Raw genomic sequence first — 21,626 nt, forward strand, 5'->3', positions numbered from 1 at the left:
GCCCAGACACTGAGCCTGTCGGTTTTACCTGGACAATACTGCAAAACCGCTCGTGCTCCATGGATAAGTAGACTACGTAAATAAGGGCTCCCTCGTTTACTGATACCCCGTAATACGGTTTTCCCGCCACTAGAATACTGTTTGGGTACCAGTCCGCACCAAGCGGACAAGTGTCGTCCATTGTGAAACTGCTTGGCATCATTGACGGCGGCATATAAGGCCGCTGCGGTCAGCTTGCCAATCCCAATGATACTTTGTAAGCGAATACACACCGGATTGTCTTTGGTGTGCAACGTTATCTTTTTTTCACATGCTGTAATCTGTTTGTCGAGTAAGCAGTATTCGTCATATAACTCATTGAATACCGACCTGGCTATCAGAGTCAGTCCATTGCTGGCATCTTCAATGATATCCGGTAACTGATTGGTCAGAGCCGCTTTACCCTGGGCTAGTGTGAGCCCATATTCAGATAACAAACCTCTTATCTGGTTGTTTAGCTTGGTGCGCATGCAAACCTGTCTATCGCGGATACGCAACAACATCTGAATGTCTTGCTGCTCAATGGTCTTGGCTTCAACAAACGTCATATTGTCTCGCTGTGCGGCCTCAGCGATGGCTTGAGCATCATTAAAATCATTTTTGTTCTTACGACGATATGCCACCACATGTTGAGGAGGTATCAGTTTGACCTGATGGCCTAAATGGCTGAGTTGGCGGTGCCAGTGGTTAGCGCTTCCACACGCTTCCATCACCACAGTGCAAGGCGCCAGCCGAGCAAAGAAGGGCAATAACGCCCCTCGCTTTAGTAGTTTTTTCTTCACAAGCTTGCCTGCTCGATTCACACCGTAAAAATGAAAAACAGTTTTTGCAATATCTAACCCAGCTATTGTAATCTTCATATCGGACCTACCCTTGTTTGATGTTTGTTCAAATTCATCATGGCTCATTGCGAAGCCGTATAAAAGGGTGGGTCCATTACATTATACCCGCGTGTTTTTGGCGGGTATCTCCCAATTCAAATGTCGCATTTGAAAAGATCCCCGCATTCGCGAGGATGACGAGGAATTAATTCGCGAGGATGAAGTGAATTAAAATCGAGGTGATGATATGCATTAGAATCGCGAGGATAATTTGGATTCAAATCGAAAGGAACGCTAAAAACGCAGAACCAGTGCGCCAGCTGACGCACTGTTCTTGACAGCGTAAAGGCTACCCTTTACGCCAAGTTGTTCCACCAGCGCCATCTTCAAGTACTACGCCAAGTGCAGCCAGTGCATCACGCGCTTGATCGGCGGCAGGCCAGTCTTTGTTGGCACGAGCGTCGTTACGGGCTTTGATCAAACCTTCGATGTGTGCAACTTCATCATCATCTGAATTGCCACCTTGCAGGTAACTGGTGGGTTCAAGTTGCAGAATACCCAACACAGCACCCAGTTTTTTCAACACGCCGCCTAGCTCTGCTTTTTCTTGACCAGAGGCTTTGTTCAAATCTTTGGCTAAATCGAACAATACTGCAAAGGCTTCCGGCGTATTAAAGTCGTCATCCATAGCTGTTTCAAACCGTTTCAGATAGCTACCTTTAGCCAGGTCTGCATTCATATCAGGCTCGGCATCACGTAGTGCCGTGTAAAGACGTTCTAGCGCTGATTTGGCTTGCTTGATGTTGTCTTCTGAATAGCTCAACTGACTACGGTAATGAGCTGACATCAAAAAATAGCGTAAGGTTTCAGCGTCGTATTCTTTTAGCACGTCACGTAAGGTGAAAAAGTTGCCAAGAGATTTTGACATCTTTTCCTGATCAACCTGAACCATTCCGGTATGCACCCAGTAGTTGACGTACGGGGTATCAAAGGCACAGCAGGATTGCGCTACTTCATTTTCATGGTGAGGAAAAATCAGATCAGAACCACCACCGTGAATATCAAAGTGAGTACCAAGATGTTTGCTGTTCATTGCTGAACATTCAATATGCCAGCCAGGGCGTCCATCTCCCCAAGGCGATTCCCAATATGGTTCACCGGGTTTAACCGTTTTCCACAACACAAAATCCAGCGGATCGTTTTTATCCGACGATACCTCAACCCGCTCTCCAGCATTGAGCTGTTCCAAATCTTGTCGACTTAGCTTGCCATAGGCCTCATAGGTGCTGACATCAAACAACACATCGCCGCTTGGCGCTTGGTAAGCGTGCCCTTTGTCAATCAACCGTTGAATAACGTCAATTATCTCTGGCATATGCGTTGTTACACGAGGTTCGATATCGGGTTCCAACAGATTTATTGATGCAAAGTCTTCATGCATCATCGCGATGGTGCGAGCCGTAAGCTCGTCTGCCGTTTCGCTGTTTTCATTGGCTCGTTGAATGATTTTGTCATCAACATCGGTGATATTGCGCACGTAATTGACGTCAAATCCCTTGTGACGTAGATAACGCACCATAAGATCAAAACTGAGATAGGTTCTGGCGTGTCCCATGTGGCACAGGTCATAAACAGTAATACCACACACATATAACCCTACCTTTCCAGCGACTAGCGGCTTAAAGGTCTCTTTTTTGCGAGTAAGGGTATTGTATATCTGTTGCATTCTGTCGTTTTTCCAAGTTCAATCAATGTGACGGCGATTCTAGCACCCTCCAGACCCGACATAAACCGGTCTGCTGGGAAAAAATGCACTTACTGAACTAATTTAAAATTTGTTATACACTAGCGCGCTTTACAAAATTAAAAAACTTACTTCGACAGGATACCTAGATGGTAAAACTTCACACTAATTATGGCGTTATCACGCTTACACTGTTTGCTGATAAAGCCCCTAAGACCGTGGAAAACTTTTTAAGTTATGTACGAGATGGCTATTACGACAACACCATTTTCCATCGCGTTATCGACGGTTTTATGATCCAAGGCGGCGGCTTTGAACCGGGCATGGAGCAAAAAACGCCAAACGATCCGATTGAAAATGAAGCGAACAATGGCGTGGCGAATAATAAAGGCACAATTGCGATGGCCCGCACCAATGAACCTCATTCAGCTACCGCACAGTTTTTTATTAATGTCAGCGACAACAGTTTCCTGAATTTCCGCGGTGAATCAATGGACGCTTGGGGATACTGCGCGTTTGGCGAAGTTACCGACGGAATGGACGTGGTTGAGCAAATTAAAGACGTCAAAACCAGTCGACACGGTATGCATCAAGACGTGCCAGTCGAAGATGTCGTTATCCAAAAAGTAGAGCTAATTGAAGAATAATTGCAAATAGGCTGGGTTATCACCAGCCTTTACCTTGAATCGATTTATGACAGCGTTCACTTATTTCATTTCTGATTTACATTTAAGTGCTGAAAGGCCAGACATTACCGAATGCCTTGAAGTATTTTTATCCGAGCAAGCTCACCAGGCAGATGCGTTGTATGTGTTAGGGGATTTGTTTGAATATTGGATAGGTGACGATGATCGCAGTGATTTTAACGAACATATAGCTTCAATATTCAAAGCCCTGGCGGATAAAGGTGTTCCTATATATTTTATCCATGGGAATCGAGACTTTTTGATCAGGCAAGCCTTTGCAAAGCGTGCCGGCATGACATTGCTGGACGAGCAACACGTTGTAGATTTATATGGAACTCCTACTCTTATAATGCACGGCGATGAACTCTGCACCTTAGATGTGGTTTATCAAAAATTCCGCAAAAAAGCCCGTGGTTGGTGGTGGCCGAGAATGGTCCTGGCATTACCGCTGTCTACTCGCAAAAAAATAGCTGAGAACGGGCGAAAAACAAGCCAGAAAAATCAATCAAAGCTAACCATGGACATTATGGACGTGACGCCAGAGGAAGTTGTAAAAGCTATGCGTGAACACAGGGTTCTGCGCATGATCCATGGCCATACCCATCGTCCGTTTATTCATCAGCATCAAGTTGACGGGAAGGATGCCCAACGCATTGTATTGGGAGATTGGTATGATCAAGGCAGTGTATTAAAAGTGTCTGCAGACTCCTTTGAACTGCAAACGTTAATACACTAAGTTTTTATCTACACGGTAGCATCGCAGAAGAAACTGCGATGCTACGAATTTAGAACATTATTTCACGCGTTTTTCGTGTTTCACCCAATCCACTTCCATCACCCATTCGCCTGTCATTGGTGAGTCTGTGATCTTGGCGAAATTGAGAATGGCAAATAATGGCTCGGGGTACTTGTCTCCCTCGCCAACATTTCGGTATACCTCTTTGCCATCAACCCGATAAACGAGGTCACTACCTTCCCATTCAACAGAGTATTCATGATAAGCTGTTAAGTCGTTTTTGATGTCGGTTCTCAAACTCCACCAGTCTCCCTTGTCACACTCTCCTAAGCTTTTAATAGCACCCGTGGTAAATTTGTCTGCGTCATGATCTCCATGATGCTCAAAAATATCGATTTCGCCAGATCCTGTCAGCGGCCAACACACATTTTCATCCGCCTCTTGCACCGGTGATTCATTATTTTGAGCACCTAACAGCCACCAAGCAGGAAACATACTTTTTTCCCCGCTGCTCCATAGTTTCAGTCGAGCGGTCCACCTGCCTTTAATAAACTCTTTGCGGTTTTTAGACGCAATTCTTCCTGCAACATATGGCGTATCGGGATGTTGCTTACCAAACTTGTCGAGGTTGTCACAACTAATTGGATCGCCTATGTTAACGACTTTTAGCTTGAGTGTGCCATCGCTCACTTCTCGCGTACCGTATTCACCATTGGGAACGTAACACTGCTTTTCGTCGTTCACCCAAATTCGTTGGTCTTGCCAATTGTCTTCATTGAAGCTGTCAAAATCATCAAAAAAGTCGACTTGCCATTCGTTGCTGTTTACAACCACTGGATCCGTTGCACTGGCATTTTCTGAAGAGTTGTCTGACAACCCGGTGCAGCCAGTTAAAAGTAATGCAGCGAGTGTTATCGTGAGAGTTTTCATGGGTTCTCCAGTTAATATTTAGGTTTGCGCTATCATTTGACTTCTAGAGCGTGATTAATAATTGGTGAGTCCATATCCAAATTTGAACAATGCATGCTCAGCATCTGCTTCAATGGGAATGTCTTCATACTTTTCCGGCCACGAAAACGGGGATTTGCCAACTGGTTTAAATCCATCGGCAGCAAACAAGAAGTCAGCAACTCCTGCCCCTTCAGAGCCAGGAAGCCATGCCGCAACAAAAGCATCGCTGAGTTCCAGGTCATCTTTGATTAATAGCACCCGTCCGGAAATGAGCACAACGACCACTTTTTTATTCAGAGCTTTGCAACCAGCAATTAACGCTTTATGTTCGTCTGTTAAGTAGAGTTTATCAGTGTCACCCACGCCTTCGGCATAGGGTTTTTCGCCCACCACAACCACGGCCTTTTGTGCTTCCATTCCCTCGTAACAGCCATTTTGTGCGTATTCAACTTGATTGGCTACAGCGCTTATTCCGTCTAAAATTGTTGTGGCCCCAAGGTAGCTTTCAGTTTGACCTTGCCAATGAATCGACCAGCCTCCACTTTGCAATCCGCTGTTATGACCATGCTCACCAACGACCGCAATGGCTTCATCCGGACTAAGTGGTAAAGCGTTATTGTCACTTTTTAGTAATACCAAAGATTCTCTTACCGCTTGTCGTGCGACGGCTCGATGGGATGGCGCTCCGACTTTGACGGCATACTCACTTTTCGCAAAGGGGTCAGCAAATAGACCCAATTCAAACTTCATTTTTAGAATTCGTCTCACTGCATCATCAATGCGGGTCATGGGAACAATGTTGTCTAAAACTGATGCTTTAAGTTTGCCCATAAACTCTTCGTGGTTGCCTGGTTGCATGGCAATGTCGACGCCAGCATTTATCACAGTATGAGGTTCACCAAAACGAATACCGCCATTCCAATCGGTCAGCACCACGCCATCAAAACCCAGTTCATTTTTTAGCACGTCGGTAACCAGATGCGTATGTTGGTGCATGTTAATGCCATTTACGGAATTAAAGCCGACCATAATTGACGCGATCCCCTGATTGACCGCCTCTGCGTAAGGAGGAAGGTAACGTTCACGTAGTAATTCATCGGATATGATGGCATTACCACCTTCAATTCCGCCTTCGGTTGCCCCGTCACCAATGTAATGCTTTGCAGTGGCCGCAATGGTATGTCGATGCGCCAAACTGCTGCCTTGATGCCCTTGAATTGAAGCAATCACTGCCGCTGTTGTCAGGTCACGGTCCTCGGTAAAGCCTTCGTAAACCCTGCCCCAATGCTCGTGTTGCGGCATGGCAATACAGGGTGAGAATGTCCAATTAAAGCCAGTGCCTGCGACTTCAATCGCAGTGATTTGTGCAGCACGTTTGATAAGGTCGAGATTTCGTGTCGCCGCCATACCAATGTTGTGAGGAAATATGACTGCACCTTCAAAGGTATTTTGCCCATGCACCGCATCTACGGCGATCATCAGCGGTATACCTAAACGGGTTTTTAATGCATGGGATTGGAAGTTATTAAAATTTGCGATCCAGTCTAGCGCACTGGGGCCGGGCGTTGGACCTTCGGTATGAATAATAGAGCCTATGGCTTTTTGTTGAATAACCTCAGGGGTGACATTGTTGTGCCACACAGATTGGGTCATCTGACCTATTTTCTCATCCAGAGTCATTTCAGCCAACAGCGCATCGATGCGTTCTTGCTGAGTGTCAAATTGACACAAGTCAAATTGCTGCGTCCCCCATTTACAGATCAACTCCGGTTGTTCTTCAGCCTGCTTTACGGGGACATTTGCGCAACTCATTAAAATGCTGAATGAACAAAGCAGTCCGAAAGACTTCAATCCAATTGTCAATTTTGATGCACGGTGAGCAGAATCGACTTCAGCCACATTCATATCATGTCCTTTCAATGTTGTTGATGATTCGAATATCAGTTAATCATTCATACTAAGATTATTATTCCAGCATATCGGATGGACTTAGGTTTCACAGCGTTTTGCGATAAAAGGGATTGGTGGGCACATGAACAGGTAACAATCATGCAACAAATAGCGTGCGTGCAAGAAGTGACTTTTCCTTTTGAAACAATTAAATAATTCGCTGTCAGACAAAGCACTTTATGTTATGTTTTTGTAAATAAAAGCTTTTACAACATCGGAAACACACTTTGGCGCTTCAGCTATTTGACCTAGACCTGCGTATTGATCAGGTTGATTACCTGGCAAAAATCAATTTAGAATTTACGCCAGGCGCATTTAATGTGCTGCTGGGAAGAACCCTTGCCGGAAAAACCTCACTTATGCGGGTTATTGCAGGTTTAGAACAGCCAAGCAACGGAAAAGTGATGCTACATGGAAAGGATATTACTGCCCTGCCAGTGCAAAAACGTAATGTTTCCATGGTGTATCAGCAGTTTATTAACTACCCCCATATGACCGTTTGGGAAAATATTGCGTCACCTTTAAAGCTTAATCGGGTTAAACCAGATGAAATAAAACGCAGAGTAGAACAAACCGCAGAGTTGCTGCAGATTTCCCCCTATTTGCAGCGCTTACCGCTAGAGTTATCCGGTGGTCAGCAACAACGTTGTGCCATGGCCAGAGCGTTGGTCAAAGACGCACAAATTATTTTATTTGACGAACCCTTGGTGAATCTAGATTACAAATTGCGTGAATCCTTGCGTATAGAGCTAAAGCAAATTACCCAGCAGCGAGACAGTATTGTCATATATTCAACCACTGAAGCACACGAGGCCCTGGCATTAGGCGGTCAAACAACACTTCTTCATGAAGGTAAAGTGCTTCAAAGCGGCCCTGCCCTTGAGCAGTTCCATTATCCGGTGGATCTCAATGCGGCTGATTTGTATCACGAACCGCCGCTAAATCGCCTAGCCGTTGGCAAAGCCCTCGTTTGTGCCGAACATATCAATTTGAGCGGCTTAGCTGGCGATAAATTACTTGCCAATGGCGATAGTATAATTGCCGTGCGGCCGGATCAGGTTTCCTTGCATCCGCTAGACAAAGAAAGTATGCAAATAGAAGCGGATATTGATTTGGCTGAGATAAGTGCGTCAGAGACATATCTGCATGTGAGTTTTGATTATAGAGAATTTGGGCGGTTGAACTGGGTTTTGCATTTAAATGGCATTCACACCTTTTCTAATCAGAAAAAGCTGTCTTTGTTTGTTCCCATATCAAAACTCTTTGTATTTGACCCACAAGGCAAAGCCTTGCGTGTGCCCAGTCAAGTCAATCATGACATTGAGGGAGTTGTCTGATGGCCAATATCGAACTTCGCGATCTGGCCCATTCCTATGATGGCAAACACTATGCGTTGGAGGCGTTAAATCATACCTGGAAACAAGGCGGGGCCTACGCGTTACTTGGTCCTTCTGGCTGCGGAAAAAGTACCCTATTGAATATTATTTCTGGATTGATTTCGCCCTCTCAAGGCGAAGTCTTATTTGACCAGCAACGGGTCAATGAGCATTCGCCACAACAACGCAACATTGCGCAAGTTTTTCAGTTTCCTGTGGTATATGACGCCATGACAGTACGGGAAAACCTCGCGTTTCCACTTAAAAACATGCAAACAGAAAAAGCGCAGATTGAACGTAAAGTTAACGAAATTGCGCAGCTATTGGATCTCAGCGATATTTTGCACAAAAAGGCTAAAAATCTTAGTGCCGATGACAAACAAAAGATCTCCATGGGTCGAGGATTAGTCCGAGAGGACGTTTCAGCCATTTTATTTGATGAACCCTTAACGGTTATCGATCCACATTTGAAATGGAAGCTTCGTCGCAAGCTCAAAGAAATCCATGAAAAGCTGGATATCACAATGATTTACGTTACCCACGACCAATTAGAAGCGGCGACCTTTGCTGACGAAATTGCCGTGATGTACGAAGGAAAAATCGTGCAATTTGGCACACCCCAGTCGCTTTTTGAACAGCCAAATCATACCTTTGTGGGATATTTTATTGGCAGTCCCGGCATGAATTTTTTGTCGGTAGAAAAACGAAATAACGGCGTAGCGCTTCAAGATACGCTCTTTGATCTAACAGCCGCGCAACTCGATGTAATAACGCAATCATCCAGTTCAAATATCAAACTCGGCATTCGCCCTGAATTTATCAATATTGTTGAGCCTGGTGCACCAAACAGCTTCGAGGCAAACATTGAATTTATTGAAGATTTGGGTACGCATAAGATTGTCACTGTGAGGTTTTTAGGGACTCGATGGCAGATCCGCGCAGCAGAACATATCCTCATTTCTGGCAATAATCTGCATTTCGAATTGCCCGCAGATCACTTGAAGCTTTACATCGACGAGTACTTAGTCGGTGAGGCGCAATCTCCAATCGAGGGAGATTCCTGTGAATAAAACCCACAACAATAAAGCATGGTGGTTAGTGTTGCCAATGTTTGCGTTGGTAGCATTTTCAGCAATCATTCCGTTGATGACGGTGGTAAATTATTCTGTTCAGGATATTTTTGACCAAAATACCGCCTATTTTGTTGGCGTGGAATGGTACCAAGAAGTACTGCGAAACACGCGACTACATGATTCACTACTACGGCAATTTATCTTTTCATTTTCGGTTTTGGCCATTGAGATCCCATTGGGTATTTTAGTGGCGTTATTGATGCCAAAGGAAGCCAATTGGAAAACATCATTAGTATTGATCTTGCTGGCACTGCCGCTTTTGATCCCTTGGAACGTGGTGGGTACCATCTGGCAGGTGTTTGCCCGCGGTGATATTGGTTTATTTGGCTGGGCTGTTAATGCGATGGGTTTTGAATACAATTATACCGCAAACGCCTTAGATGCCTGGTTAACGGTATTGTTGATGGATGTCTGGCACTGGACACCCTTAGTTGCCTTGCTGTGTTATTCAGGATTACGCGCCATTCCTGAGGCTTACTATCAAGCCGCAATGATTGACCGGGCTTCTCGGTGGGCGATATTCAGATATATTCAATTGCCGCGTTTAAAAGGTGTCTTAGTTATCGCTGTGTTGCTTAGGTTCATGGACAGCTTTATGATCTATACCGAACCTTTTGTGTTAACGGGCGGCGGTCCAGGAAATGCCACAACCTTTTTAAGTCAATCTCTGACGCAGATGGCAGTGGGTCAATTCGATCTCGGCCCGGCAGCGGCTTTCTCGCTAATTTATTTCATGATAGTTCTGTTGGTGTGTTGGCTGTTTTTTACCACCATCACGCATATGGATAAGGAGCGTCAATGATGATCGGTGCCAACGCGTTTTCCGTGCGCAAGTTGCTAGGTTTGTTGCTATACCTTTTGTTTGTATTGTTGCCAATTTATTGGTTGGTGATGATGTCTTTTAAGACTAACGAAGAAATTCTTGGCCAATTAACCCTATGGCCTGCGCAATTCACCTTTGACAACTACGTCACCATATTTACCGATCCCTCTTGGTACATGGGCTATGTTAATTCGATGATTTATGTGGTGATGAATACCCTGATCACATTGGTTGTGGCCTTGCCAGCTGCCTATGCGTTTAGTCGTTACAAATTTGTCGGAGACAAACATCTGTTTTTCTGGCTTTTGAGCAATCGCATGGCACCTCCGGCAGTTTTTCTATTGCCATTTTTTCAGTTGTATTCGTCGGTGGGTCTATTTGATACCCACCTTGCTGTTGCCCTGGCCCATTGTTTGTTCAGTATTCCATTGGCCGTTTGGATCCTCGAGGGCTTTATGTCTGGCGTGCCAAAAGAAATTGATGAAACTGCCTATATTGATGGATATAGCTTTGGCCACTTTTTTGTCAAAGTCTTTGTCCCGATGATCCGCTCAGGTATTGGTGTCACCGCATTTTTTAGTTTTATGTTCTCCTGGGTTGAATTGCTGTTGGCACGAACCTTAACCTCTGTGGATGCAAAGCCCATTTCGGCGATTATGACGCGCACTGTTGGTGCGGCCGGAATTGATTGGGGATTGTTGGCCGCCGCCGGCGTGCTCACTATCATTCCAGGCATACTGGTGATCTGGTTTGTGCGTAATCATGTGGCCAAAGGCTTTGCCTTGGGCAGAGTCTAATCATCAACAACAACTATGAATAGGAACCCTATGTAATGGAAACTGTCTCGTTTTTTGGATGGATGGCCTGGACTCAACCTACCGCGCTATTTTTCATCGGAATAGGGTCTATTCTTGTTTGTATGACTATTTGGGAAATCAAGCGACCTTGCACCGAACGTAAGGGCTTTTTACCCATTGCGACAACTAGAGGCGACCGTTTGTTTATCAGCTTGATCACCAGTGGTTTTATTCACCTTTCAGTGGTCGGTGCAACAGAATGGAGCATATGGACCGCTTTTGGACTGTCTGTCACCCTGTTATTGGTGACGCTGAAATGGGGTTAAATAGTTATCTCAATTTACCCTTTGGATTCAAATAAATTCGAATAACTAGACTTTTTAGATTTGGTAAAAGGATAAAAAATGAAATTAAAAATGCTACTCAATTCTGTCGCACTTGGCGTTTGCTTAACAAGCGTTAGTGTGTTGCCAGCATTAGCCGATGAACAGGCGGCGAAAAAATGGCTGGAGACAGAATTTAGTGATTCAACCTTAACGCCCGAGCAACAAATGCAGGAAATGCGCTGGTTTATCGATGCGGCCGAATCATTTAAAGGGATGAAAATATCCGTTGCCTCAGAGACCATTGCGACCCACGAATATGAATCCAAAGTGCTTGCCAAAGCCTTTGCTGAGATCACTGGAATTGAAGTCACCCATGACTTGATACAGGAGGGTGATGTTGTCGAAAAGCTGCAAACTCAAATGCAATCGGGCCGTAATATTTATGATGCCTACATTAACGACTCAGATTTAATTGGCACCCACTTTCGGTACGGAAAAGTGGTGGCAATATCTGACATGATAGCGACTGACGGCAAAGATCTCACATTACCCACCCTAGATTTAGACGATTTTATTGGTTTGAGTTTCACCACAGGTCCAGATGGCAAGATATATCAATTACCGGATCAGCAATTTGCAAATTTGTATTGGTTTAGAGCGGATTGGTTTGCCCGTGACGACCTAAAAGAACAGTTTAAACAGCGTTATGGTTATGAGTTGGGTGTACCTGTTAATTGGTCTGCCTACGAAGATATTGCCGAGTTTTTCAGTTTGCACGTGAAAAATATTGATGGGCAACGTGTTTATGGACACATGGACTATGGCAAAAAAGATCCCTCTTTGGGCTGGCGCTTTACCGATGCCTGGTTTTCGATGGCAGGCGCGGGAGACAAAGGGATCCCAAATGGGTTACCGGTAGATGAATGGGGCATTCGTGTTGAAGGTTGTCAACCAGTAGGCTCAAGTGTGGAACGTGGTGGCGCTACCAATGGTCCTGCTGCGGTGTATGCCACGCAAAAGTACGTGGACTGGTTGCGCAACTACGCCCCTCCACAGGCCCAAGGCATGACCTTCTCTGAAGCGGGACCGGTTCCCGCTCAAGGTAATATCGCCCAACAAATATTCTGGTATACCGCATTTACCGCCAGTATGAACACTGAAGGATTACCAGTGGTAAATGAAGACGGTACCCCAAAATGGCGCATGGCGCCCTCCCCTAAAGGGCCCTATTGGGAAGAAGGCATGAAACTGGGATATCAGGATACCGGTGCATGGACGTTTCTTAATTCAACGCCCGCTAAACGTCGCCTTGCTGCCTGGTTATACGCACAATTTACTGTTTCCAAAACCGTATCTTTGAGAAAAACCTTAGTTGGATTAACACCCATCCGAGAATCAGATATTGACTCTGAGCAAATGACCGACGCGGCACCCAAACTCGGTGGATTAGTGGAGTTTTATCGCAGCCCAGCACGAAAACAATGGACACCTACCGGCACTAACGTGCCCGACTACCCCAAGTTGGCGCAATTGTGGTGGAAATATATTGCTGAGGTCGCCAGTGGCGAAAGCACTGCTCAACAAGCCCTTGACGGTTTAGCCAAAGCACAAGATCGCATCTTGCAAAGATTGCAGCGCGCAAATGTTCAAGGTGAATGTGGACCAAAACTTAATCGACCACAAAGCGCAGAGTATTGGTTGAATAAACCGGGCGCCCCCAAAGCCAAATTGGCTAACGAAAAACCCCAAGGTCAAACCGTCGCTTACGATGAATTGCTCAAAAGTTGGCAATCTGACAAATAAGTTTTTTGAAAAATAATGTTAGACAGTGTCTCCTTTTTTAACGTTGATACGTCATTGAAATAGGCAAACAACAAAATCGTTGTTAGCCGTATCAATGAGAACTATTAAGGAAATTAAAAAATGAATGACTATATGCTGATTTACAAAGGTGGTAACCCTAACTGGATGACCGAAACTTCTCCGGAAGAACTGGCTGCGACCATGGAAAAATGGGGACAATGGATGGGTAATTTAGAAGCAAAAGGACAACTCTCTACTGGTGGTTCGCCTTTGCACTACTCTGGCAAAAATCTCACAGGTGACGGCGTTGTGACGGATGTATCTTTAGCTGAAATTAAAGAACTGGTCACCGGCTTTAGTATAGTGCGCGCAGACAACATGGACGCAGCGATTGCAATTGCCAAGGACTGTCCGATATTTCTGTACCCTGACATCACTGTAGAAATCCGCGAAGTCGCTAACCCAGGGGCGGAGTAGTACTGCGGCTTCATCTCCGGGCGCGTCCATTACATCATCTCGAACGTGCCCACTACGTCATCTCCGAGCGCTCTTATCGGAGATCTCTTCATACCCATAGAGATCCCCGATCAAGAAAGTTTCGGGGACGACGTGCTAAATTAAACTTCGGGGACGAACTAATTTGCTAGCGTCGTCTCCGAACGTGCCCACTACGTCATCTCCGAGCGCGTCCGTTACGTCATCTCCGAGCGCTCTTATCGGAGATCTCTTAATACCCGTAGAGATCCCCGATCAAGAACGTTTCGGGGACGACGTACTACATTAAACTTCGGGGAAGAACTAATTTGCTAGCGTCGTCTCCGAACGTGCCCACTACGTCATCTCCGAGCGCTCTTATCGGAAATCTCTTAATACCCGTAGAGATCCCCGATCAAGAACGTTTCGGGGACGACGTGCTAAATTAAACTTCGGGGACGACGTGCTACATTAAACTTCGGGGACGAACTAATTTGCTAGCGTCGTCTCCGAGCGCGTCCATTACGTCATTTCCGAGCGCGTCCGTTACGTCATCTCCGAGCGCTCTTATCGGAGATCTCTTAATACCCATAGAGATCCCCGATCAAGAACGTTTCGGGGACGACTTGCTAAATTAAACTTCGGGGAAGAACTAATTTACTAGCGTCGTCTCCGAACGCGTCCATTACTTCATCTCGAACGTGCTCACTACGTCATCACCGAGCGCTCCAATTACGTCATCTCCGAGCGCTCTTATCGGAGATCTCTTCATACCCATAGAGATCCCCGATCAAGAACGTTTCGGGGACGACGTGCTACATTAAACTTCGGGAACGATACGCTAAATTAAACTTTCAAGGATGGCGCACCAGATTATACTTCGGAGACGACGTGCCAAATTATACTTCGGAGAAGACGCACCAGATTATAACTCCCTACCCCTTCTCACCTATCAACTTATTTATCTGTGACAACATGACTGCATTTTCATGCTTACTTCCGCCTTTTTTAATGGCTTCATCCGCGCATTGATGTGCTGCGTTTTTATTGCCCTTCATCGCGTACAAATGGGCAAGCGTAGCCAATGGCAGATGAGATTGTATAAAAATCGGCTCAGATTTTAGACGCTCAACGCTTTGTATAGCTTGTTCAACTTCGCCGCAATAAGCCTGCGCGACAGCTAGGTTTAATTGAGTAACTGGTGATTTTGTTACGATAAACAATTGCTGATATAGCGCGTATATTCGCGGCCAGTTAGTAAGTTCGAAACTCGCAGCAATGCAATGTTGTTGTGCAATACATGCTTCTAGAAAATATCTCCCTGTGCCCAGCTTGTTCATATGTGTCGCGTAGTCTAGCAACGCCGAAGCAGAAACAATTTGCTCGCCATCCCATAAACTTCGGTCTTGAGCATCAATAGGTATATTCCTTCCTTGGCTATCCACTTTTGATTCCGATCTGGCCATGAGGAACTGCATCAATGCACTCAGGCCAAAAGTGTCTTGATTGGCGATATTTTTTTCACTCATTAACAGTTGAGTTTGGGCCAGAGCGTCTTTACACAGCATGGTATCGGTACGATGTTTGTCACTCGTACTATGGAAACCCTCGTTAAATAATAAATACAAGGTGGTATGAACCGAATTCAACGCATAAGGTAAGTGCTGTTCTTCGGGAATACGAAATTGATGTTCCTTTAATTTTTGTTTGGTACGAAGCAAACGTTTTTTAACCGTTGCCTCGCTAAGCAACAAGGCTTTAGCAATGGCGCTGATGCTCAATCCACATAAGGTTTTAAGCATAAAAGGCAATCGATTTTGGGGAGCAATATCTTCATGGCTGCACATAAACAACATACGTAGTTGGTCATCTTGGATGCGCTCCTCAGAGAAGCAGGCATCCAATGTGCTGTTGGCTGTCCAGTCACTTTGTAGAACATGACTAAACTCTTGTGCATATTTTATCTGGGTACGGGTTTGGCGGATCTTGTCCAGTGCGCGATTTTTTGCCACTTTGAGCAACCACGCTTTTGGGTTATCGGGCACTCCATCATGTTGCCACTGATCCAGAGCGCTGACCATCGACTCTTGCAACACGTCTTCGGCGAGTTCAAGATTGTGTGCGCCAAAGACTCGCACGAGCACTGCCAATAATTTCGGAGACTGTTGTTGCTGAATCACCGCTAACAACGAAGACACTTTGTCCGGTCTTTTTTGTACAGTCATACTCTTCGCGAAGCTTTCCTAATTATCTTGAAGCAAGTGTATCCTTTAACGGAATTCGCTTCACTGTTCTCACACCCAATCCGAACACTGAATATCACATATACGCCATGTAACTGCCCGCAAAAAATGCAGGTTTTAACCTAAAAATCTGTCATTTGGTCGCAAAATTCATTAGTTTAGTGAATTAAATTAGAAATGGGCCTGTTGAGAGTGAGCTTTTCTAAGCACAGTCGCATATAGGAAGACACCATCAAAATAACGACAGTGAAGAGGAAGTATGAAAAAGACCCTACTAGCAGCAAGCGTGGCTTCTGTATTTATCCTAGGCGCATGTAGCAAACCCGCAGAGCAAACCCAATCTGAATCGCCAGCACAACAAACTGAACAGGTAACCAATGCCGAACTAGGCAGTTTTGGTATCGAGCTTGATGCGCGAGATGAATCAGTTAAACCCGGTGACGATTTTTTCAACTATGCCGGTGGAACCTGGTACCGCAATTTCGAAATGCCTAGCGACAAAACACGCTATGGCGCTTTTGACAAACTTGCTGAACGAAGCGAAAAACAAATCAAAGCGATTATTGACGAAGTTGCCAGCGCACAGAACTTAAACGCTGAACAACAAATGATTGCCGATTTCTATGCTTCCTATATGGATACAGAGACAGCGAATGCTAAGGGTATTACGCCCATCGCGCCTGTGCTTGAGCGTATAAACAATATCGAAAATAAAACACAATTGACCGAAGCTTTCGGGCGCTCTTGGTTAGATGGCTCGGTCAGTCCCATTGCCGGTGGCATGTGGTTCAATCGCTTAGATCCTGATCAATACCAAATGTCGATTGGGGTGGCGGGGCTCGGTATGCCAGATCGTTCTTATTATCTTGAAGATACTGAACGCTTTGTAAAAATTCGCGAAGCTTATGTGGCACACATTGAAGAGATGTTGAATTTTGCCGAGGTCGAAGATGCCGCGCAAAAAGCACAAGACATAATGGCACTGGAAACCAAAATTGCTGAAGTTCAATGGCCACGTGAGAAACGTCGTAATCGCGACCTGACGCTAAACCAGGTAGACCGGGCAAACTTGAACACCGAATACCCGAATTTTGATTGGGACACCTATTTTGCACAAACCGGTTACCAAATCCCTCACATCAATGTTTCACAACCGGATCCAATAAAAGACGTAATTGGTGTTGTTAATGCCGAACCTTTATCGGTTTGGAAAGATTATATGACGTATCACACGCTATCGAATAATGCACGATTCTTGTCAGACGACGTGTTTACTGCAAACTTCAACTTTTATGGAAAAACACTTAGCGGGCAACAAGAGCCCCGTCCTCGCTGGAAACGCGCTATCGCTGATATGTCTGGCACCCAATCCTTAGGCTTTGCGATTGGCAAAACCTATGTTGAAAAACATTTTCCAGCAAGCTCGAAGGAGCAGATGGCTGAGTTGGTAGAAAACCTGCGTAAGGCACTGGGCGAACGTATTGAAAACTTAGACTGGATGGGCGACGAAACTAAGGTTAACGCTCAAGCAAAACTTGCAGCATTTCGCCCTAAAATTGGTTACCCAGACCAATGGCAAAACTTTGACGGATTAGAAATCAAAGCAGATGATTTGGTTGGTAACATTGTAAGAATGCGCCAGTTTTTCCGTGATGACAGTGCGTCCAAAGAGTTGTTGAAAACCGATCGCGAACGTTGGGGTATGACACCGCAGCGTGTCAACGCTTATTACAATCCATCATTCAATGAAATTGTTTTCCCTGCCGCTATTTTGCAGCCTCCGTTCTTCGATCCAAATGCAGATCCGGCGGTCAATTACGGCGCTATCGGTGCCGTAATTGGTCACGAGATGGGACACGGTTTTGACGATCAAGGCTCTAAATCTGATGCCAACGGTATTCAACAAAACTGGTGGAAAGATGAAGATCGCGCAGCGTTTGAAGCAAAAGCTGATATGCTTGCCGCCCAATACAGTGCCTACGAGCCGATAGAAGGAAACTTCGTAAATGGCCGTAATAGCCTCGGTGAAAACATTGGTGATGTGGGTGGCCTTGCAATGGCTTATCATGCCTACAAGCTGAGCCTAAACGGCGAAGAAGCACCTGTCATTGATGGTGTCACAGGCGACCAACGATTCTTCTTGGCATGGGCACAAGTTTGGCGCGAAAAACGCACTGAGCAAAGTATGCTTTCGCAGTTGAAAGCCGGTACCCACGCGCCAGGCAGATTCAGAGCGCTGGCACCGCGTAATCACGATGCATGGTATGAAGCCTTTAATGTCCAGCCTGAAGATGCTCTGTACCTTGCACCAGAAGAACGTGTAAGGATTTGGTAGCCATAGCCAACTGATTTGGGGCGCTATCTAAGCGCCCTTTTTTATGGCCGTTCAATCGAGGACAATTGAATTCGGTCAATGCTAGGTTTTCGTGCGACTTTCACATAACATGGATCCTTTTCCTTCAATAAATCGTGAAGAAATCCGAATCAGGCAATCATGATCAAAGCTTCTACGTTAAAAAACAGTTTCCCCGAACGCCTTTGGCGACGAGGAACGCATTTAATGAGCCAGGGGCGCATACTTGAGCATTCCGTTGTGTTTGAGCGGGAAAAACTGCAAGGACAGGTGTTTAGTTCTAATCAAGATGAAGTAGAAGATGTTGTGGTTACATTCAGTCGCAACGGCGTTGATAGCCAGTGTACGTGCGAAATAGGCTACCAGTGCGAGCATGCCGCAGCCATAGCGGCACTTTATATCAAACGTGGACGAGGTTATGAAGCAGACAACCAAGGCGTCACTCAATGGTTAACCGACTTGATTTCGCCGTCAGAGTCGAGCAATGAAGAGCGTGGATCTCATTTTGAGCTTGCCTATCTTTTTGGCCTGGTCCAAACGAAAAACAGCAAACAACTAAATGTTGAAATTGTGCGCGTGAAACGGCTTAAAAGTGGCGAGCTAAGCCGAAGCATTTTATTGGTGAAAAACCCAGATGAGATGCTAAAAAGGTCTTGGTTGTCCAGCAATGAGCGCTATCTTCTTGCCGATGTGATCAATGAGTTGGCTGTGCATGGCGCAATCCGTTCCTATAATCTTGTTGAACGACTGATTGTGGCCAAGTGTGCTTATTGGCAATCTTCCCATGAAACGCCACTGAGCAATTCGTCGTCTCACAAAGCGACGTTTGATTGGAACCAAGATGCTAGCGGGTTATATAAATTGATGCTTAATCTACCGGAGGGTTTTTCATCACAACTCGTGTTACCTACGATTCCTCTGAGCCTTTATGATGCGCAAGGCAACAAAATTGTACCTTTGGACATAGACGTTGATGCTGATGTTCAATACAAGTTGTTGGATATGCCTTCATTGAATGTTGAGCAGCGTAGCTGGGTGATGCCACAAATAAGTGCTTTATTCCGTAATAGAACCACCCAAGCTCGCAGCAAAGGGAAGTCCTCTGAATGGGTTGATGCGATTATCCAGCCTAGGTGTTTACTGACATTGTGCCAACCTGATGAATTGACCTCTCAGCCCTATGTCACGCTGAATTTCAAGTATCACGATGCAATTGTCGAAGCCAATCTTCCAGGCTTTTACATCTCGACAGAAAGTTTGGGCAATATTCCTCGCCAACCCGAATTCGAAACTTCGGCTATTACGACACTTGAATCTTTAGGTTTTACCGCACAATTAAAAGAAGCTTCTGAACAAACGACGCAACACCTTGATAACCGCTTTATGCTGGAAAAAGAGAGCTGGGCCGTATTCATACATTATCATCAACCTCGCTTAAAAAAGTCAGGTTGGGTGATAAAACGTTCTAAAGGGTTCCCGTTTCAAGTCCATGACTTAGGTGCGATCAAAGCTAAAGTAACCGATCAAAAAAATGGCTATTTCGCGCTTTCAATGGGAGTCCAAATCAATGGTAAATCGGTACCACTTGCGCCGATACTGCACACGGCTCTCACGCAGCTGCCTGCTGATTTCTGGCGAACTTCAACACCTGAGCATAAGTCAACTGAGATTCAAGAACGGCCAATCTACGTGCCTGTCGCCGAAAATGAACATGTTTCTATTCCCGTTGACACGCTGAAACAGCTGACGCAACAATTTATTGAACTGACGCTACCGGCGAGTGGGAAAAGCGCAAAACGAATCAATATTTCGAAGTTTCAGAGTCATCAACTACTCAAGGCGTTTGAAGACACACACATTGCAGTCGATGGCATAAAACAGTTACAAACCTTTGCTAAAAAAATTGAAACATTCAATCGAGCAAAAATAGCCAAAATACCGAACAGCTTTAAAGGACAATTGCGCGACTATCAGCAAGATGGCGTAAACTGGTTTCAATTTCATACTAAAAACGGTTTGTCTGGCATGTTAGCCGATGACATGGGTTTAGGGAAAACCGTACAAAGCATTGCCCATATTTGCATTGAACAACAAAAAAGGGATCTAACTGACAACCCGTTTCTAATATTGGCACCCACCAGCGTGGTACATAATTGGTTAGCTGAGATTAAGCATTTTGCCCCGAAAATTAACGTGGTGCTTATCCATGGTAATGAGCGTCAATCAATAGCAAACCTGCCCTTTAAACCCGAAGTTGTAATCACCAGTTATCCGCTATTAGTAAGAGACATCAATGACTATATATCAATCGACTTTCATACCATTGTAGCCGACGAAGCCCAATACATTAAAAACACTAAGACCAGCTTGTACCAGACTATTACCCAGCTTACTGCTCAGCACCGTTTTTGTCTCACCGGAACGCCGATGGAAAATCATTTAGGTGAATTGTGGGCGCAATTTAATTGGTTGCTGCCAGGTTTATTAGGGAGTCAAAGTCAGTTTAATCGACTCTTCAAAACGCCGATTGAAGGGCATCAAGATCGCGAGCGACAAAGGGGATTAAACGACAGGCTGCGCCCCTTTATCTTGCGCCGTGACAAAGAATGTATCGCTGATGAGTTGGGTGACAAAACCACTATCATTCGCAAGGTGCGATTAGAAGGTAAACAAGCACAAATGTATGAGAGCATTCGCCTTTCTATGGACAAAAAGCTCACAGCATTAATTCAAAACAAAGGCATTAACCGAAGTCAAATTGATATTCTCAGTGCGATGCTTAAGTTAAGGCAAGTTTGTTGCCATCCAGATTTACTCAACGTCAAACAAAAGCAAGACAACACATCTGCCAAACTCGACTTATTATTGGATATGCTAGACGAGTTGTTACTAGACGGACGCAAAATTATTGTCTTTTCACAGTTTACATCCATGCTGGAAATTATAGAGCGCGCGTTAAACCAACGAAAAATCACCTATGCTAAATTGACTGGACAGACACGTAACCGGCAACAGCAAATCGTTAAATTTAAACAAAGTGAAATCCCTATATTTCTTATTAGCTTAAAAGCAGGCGGCACTGGACTAAATTTAACAGAGGCCGATACTGTCATTCATTGTGATCCCTGGTGGAACCCAGCGGCTGAAAATCAGGCGACAGATCGTGCTCATCGCATTGGCCAAAATAAACCCGTGTTCGTGTATAAACTGGTGGTTGAGGGGTCGATAGAAGAAAAAATTCTCGAACTGCAATCTCAGAAAAGCAATTTGGCCAAAACCTTGTTAAGTGATGCCAGCGAGAGTGATTTAACGCGCTTAACACAGGATCATATCAAGATGCTTATGCGGCCACTTGAGGCGTTTTAGAAAAG

16 protein-coding genes are annotated in these 21,626 nt (G+C 45.1%); 11 read left to right on the forward strand and 5 right to left on the reverse strand.

Going from position 1 to position 21,626, the window contains the following annotated elements:
• The coding region (locus FM019_RS17475) for an IS110 family transposase (RefSeq protein WP_185969333.1) at positions 1 to 899 on the reverse strand (899 nt) is incomplete at its 3' end.
• Positions 900 to 1,209: 310 nt separating this feature from the next.
• Entirely contained in the window at positions 1,210 to 2,586 is a 1,377-nt protein-coding gene (gene cysS, locus FM019_RS17480) for a cysteine--tRNA ligase (RefSeq protein ID WP_143837262.1), read from the reverse strand.
• A 167-nt stretch (positions 2,587 to 2,753) separates the two neighbouring features.
• On the opposite strand from cysS, the gene FM019_RS17485 reads away from it, so the two are divergent.
• Positions 2,754 to 3,251 carry a peptidylprolyl isomerase gene (locus FM019_RS17485; protein ID WP_143837263.1) on the forward strand — a complete coding sequence of 166 codons (498 nt, stop codon included), beginning with the start codon at positions 2,754 to 2,756 and terminating at the stop codon, positions 3,249 to 3,251.
• A 46-nt stretch (positions 3,252 to 3,297) separates the two neighbouring features.
• Positions 3,298 to 4,026: a UDP-2,3-diacylglucosamine diphosphatase gene (lpxH, locus tag FM019_RS17490; RefSeq protein WP_143837264.1), complete on the forward strand. Its 729-nt coding sequence runs from the start codon at positions 3,298 to 3,300 to the stop codon at positions 4,024 to 4,026.
• Positions 4,027 to 4,083: 57 nt separating this feature from the next.
• Here lpxH and FM019_RS17495 read toward each other — a convergent pair whose 3' ends face one another.
• Together FM019_RS17495 and FM019_RS17500 are read right to left on the reverse strand one after the other, a co-directional pair.
• A complete protein-coding gene (locus FM019_RS17495) occupies positions 4,084 to 4,956 on the reverse strand; it encodes a family 16 glycosylhydrolase (protein WP_143837265.1) in 873 nt (290 codons plus the stop codon).
• A gap of 54 nt (positions 4,957 to 5,010) precedes the next feature.
• On the reverse strand, positions 5,011 to 6,882 hold the full coding sequence (locus FM019_RS17500; RefSeq protein WP_260681660.1) for a glycoside hydrolase family 3 protein: 1,872 nt from the start codon (positions 6,880 to 6,882) through the stop codon (positions 5,011 to 5,013).
• 272 nt (positions 6,883 to 7,154) lie between these two features.
• Between FM019_RS17500 and FM019_RS17505 the strand changes: the two genes are divergently transcribed.
• From FM019_RS17505 to FM019_RS17535, 7 genes are all read left to right on the forward strand, one after another.
• Positions 7,155 to 8,264: an ABC transporter ATP-binding protein gene (locus tag FM019_RS17505; protein ID WP_143837266.1), complete on the forward strand. Its 1,110-nt coding sequence runs from the start codon at positions 7,155 to 7,157 to the stop codon at positions 8,262 to 8,264.
• Positions 8,264 to 9,373, forward strand: a complete 1,110-nt coding sequence (locus FM019_RS17510) for an ABC transporter ATP-binding protein (RefSeq protein ID WP_143837267.1) — start codon at positions 8,264 to 8,266, stop codon at positions 9,371 to 9,373. Before FM019_RS17505 ends, FM019_RS17510 begins: the two co-directional genes overlap by 1 nt.
• The gene (locus FM019_RS17515; RefSeq protein WP_143837268.1) at positions 9,366 to 10,238 is read left to right on the forward strand and encodes a carbohydrate ABC transporter permease; all 873 of its coding nucleotides are present in this window, start codon (positions 9,366 to 9,368) and stop codon (positions 10,236 to 10,238) included. Before FM019_RS17510 ends, FM019_RS17515 begins: the two co-directional genes overlap by 8 nt.
• Positions 10,238 to 11,056, forward strand: a complete 819-nt coding sequence (locus FM019_RS17520) for a carbohydrate ABC transporter permease (protein WP_143837790.1) — start codon at positions 10,238 to 10,240, stop codon at positions 11,054 to 11,056. Before FM019_RS17515 ends, FM019_RS17520 begins: the two co-directional genes overlap by 1 nt.
• 35 nt (positions 11,057 to 11,091) lie before the next feature.
• Entirely contained in the window at positions 11,092 to 11,382 is a 291-nt protein-coding gene (locus FM019_RS17525; protein ID WP_143837269.1) for a DUF2160 domain-containing protein, read from the forward strand.
• A 78-nt stretch (positions 11,383 to 11,460) separates the two neighbouring features.
• Complete coding sequence (locus tag FM019_RS17530) at positions 11,461 to 13,185, forward strand: ABC transporter substrate-binding protein (protein WP_143837270.1); 1,725 nt, start codon at positions 11,461 to 11,463, stop codon at positions 13,183 to 13,185.
• A gap of 120 nt (positions 13,186 to 13,305) precedes the next feature.
• Positions 13,306 to 13,662 (forward strand): YciI family protein, encoded by a 357-nt coding sequence (locus FM019_RS17535; protein ID WP_143837271.1) that lies wholly within the window; start codon positions 13,306 to 13,308, stop codon positions 13,660 to 13,662.
• Between the two features lie 932 nt (positions 13,663 to 14,594).
• On the opposite strand, the gene FM019_RS17540 is transcribed toward FM019_RS17535, so the two are convergent.
• The gene (locus tag FM019_RS17540) at positions 14,595 to 15,884 is read right to left on the reverse strand and encodes an RNA polymerase sigma factor (RefSeq protein ID WP_143837272.1); all 1,290 of its coding nucleotides are present in this window, start codon (positions 15,882 to 15,884) and stop codon (positions 14,595 to 14,597) included.
• 277 nt (positions 15,885 to 16,161) lie between these two features.
• Here FM019_RS17540 and FM019_RS17545 point away from each other — a divergent pair, with 277 nt between their 5' ends.
• Together FM019_RS17545 and FM019_RS17550 are read left to right on the forward strand one after the other, a co-directional pair.
• Positions 16,162 to 18,237, forward strand: a complete 2,076-nt coding sequence (locus FM019_RS17545; protein WP_143837273.1) for a M13 family metallopeptidase — start codon at positions 16,162 to 16,164, stop codon at positions 18,235 to 18,237.
• Positions 18,238 to 18,462: 225 nt separating this feature from the next.
• Positions 18,463 to 21,621: a DEAD/DEAH box helicase gene (locus tag FM019_RS17550; protein ID WP_185969334.1), complete on the forward strand. Its 3,159-nt coding sequence runs from the start codon at positions 18,463 to 18,465 to the stop codon at positions 21,619 to 21,621.
• The last annotated feature ends 5 nt before the right edge of the window (positions 21,622 to 21,626 follow it).

Origin of the sequence: Aliiglaciecola sp. M165, assembly GCF_007197995.1 — a bacterium.
Lineage (GTDB): Bacteria > Pseudomonadota > Gammaproteobacteria > Enterobacterales > Alteromonadaceae > Aliiglaciecola.

What these genes read in the sequence shown, in the direction of transcription:
- FM019_RS17550 (WP_185969334.1), top strand. Translation starts at nt 18,463, where the DNA reads ATGAGCCAGGGGCGCATACTTGAGCATTCCGTTGTGTTTGAGCGGGAA.
- FM019_RS17545 (WP_143837273.1), top strand. Translation starts at nt 16,162, where the DNA reads ATGAAAAAGACCCTACTAGCAGCAAGCGTGGCTTCTGTATTTATCCTA.
- FM019_RS17530 (WP_143837270.1), top strand. Translation starts at nt 11,461, where the DNA reads ATGAAATTAAAAATGCTACTCAATTCTGTCGCACTTGGCGTTTGCTTA.
- cysS (WP_143837262.1), bottom strand. Translation starts at nt 2,586, where the DNA reads ATGCAACAGATATACAATACCCTTACTCGCAAAAAAGAGACCTTTAAG.
- FM019_RS17540 (WP_143837272.1), bottom strand. Translation starts at nt 15,884, where the DNA reads ATGACTGTACAAAAAAGACCGGACAAAGTGTCTTCGTTGTTAGCGGTG.
- FM019_RS17500 (WP_260681660.1), bottom strand. Translation starts at nt 6,882, where the DNA reads ATGAATGTGGCTGAAGTCGATTCTGCTCACCGTGCATCAAAATTGACA.
- FM019_RS17525 (WP_143837269.1), top strand. Translation starts at nt 11,092, where the DNA reads ATGGAAACTGTCTCGTTTTTTGGATGGATGGCCTGGACTCAACCTACC.
- lpxH (WP_143837264.1), top strand. Translation starts at nt 3,298, where the DNA reads ATGACAGCGTTCACTTATTTCATTTCTGATTTACATTTAAGTGCTGAA.
- FM019_RS17495 (WP_143837265.1), bottom strand. Translation starts at nt 4,956, where the DNA reads ATGAAAACTCTCACGATAACACTCGCTGCATTACTTTTAACTGGCTGC.
- FM019_RS17535 (WP_143837271.1), top strand. Translation starts at nt 13,306, where the DNA reads ATGAATGACTATATGCTGATTTACAAAGGTGGTAACCCTAACTGGATG.
- FM019_RS17485 (WP_143837263.1), top strand. Translation starts at nt 2,754, where the DNA reads ATGGTAAAACTTCACACTAATTATGGCGTTATCACGCTTACACTGTTT.
- FM019_RS17520 (WP_143837790.1), top strand. Translation starts at nt 10,238, where the DNA reads ATGATCGGTGCCAACGCGTTTTCCGTGCGCAAGTTGCTAGGTTTGTTG.
- FM019_RS17510 (WP_143837267.1), top strand. Translation starts at nt 8,264, where the DNA reads ATGGCCAATATCGAACTTCGCGATCTGGCCCATTCCTATGATGGCAAA.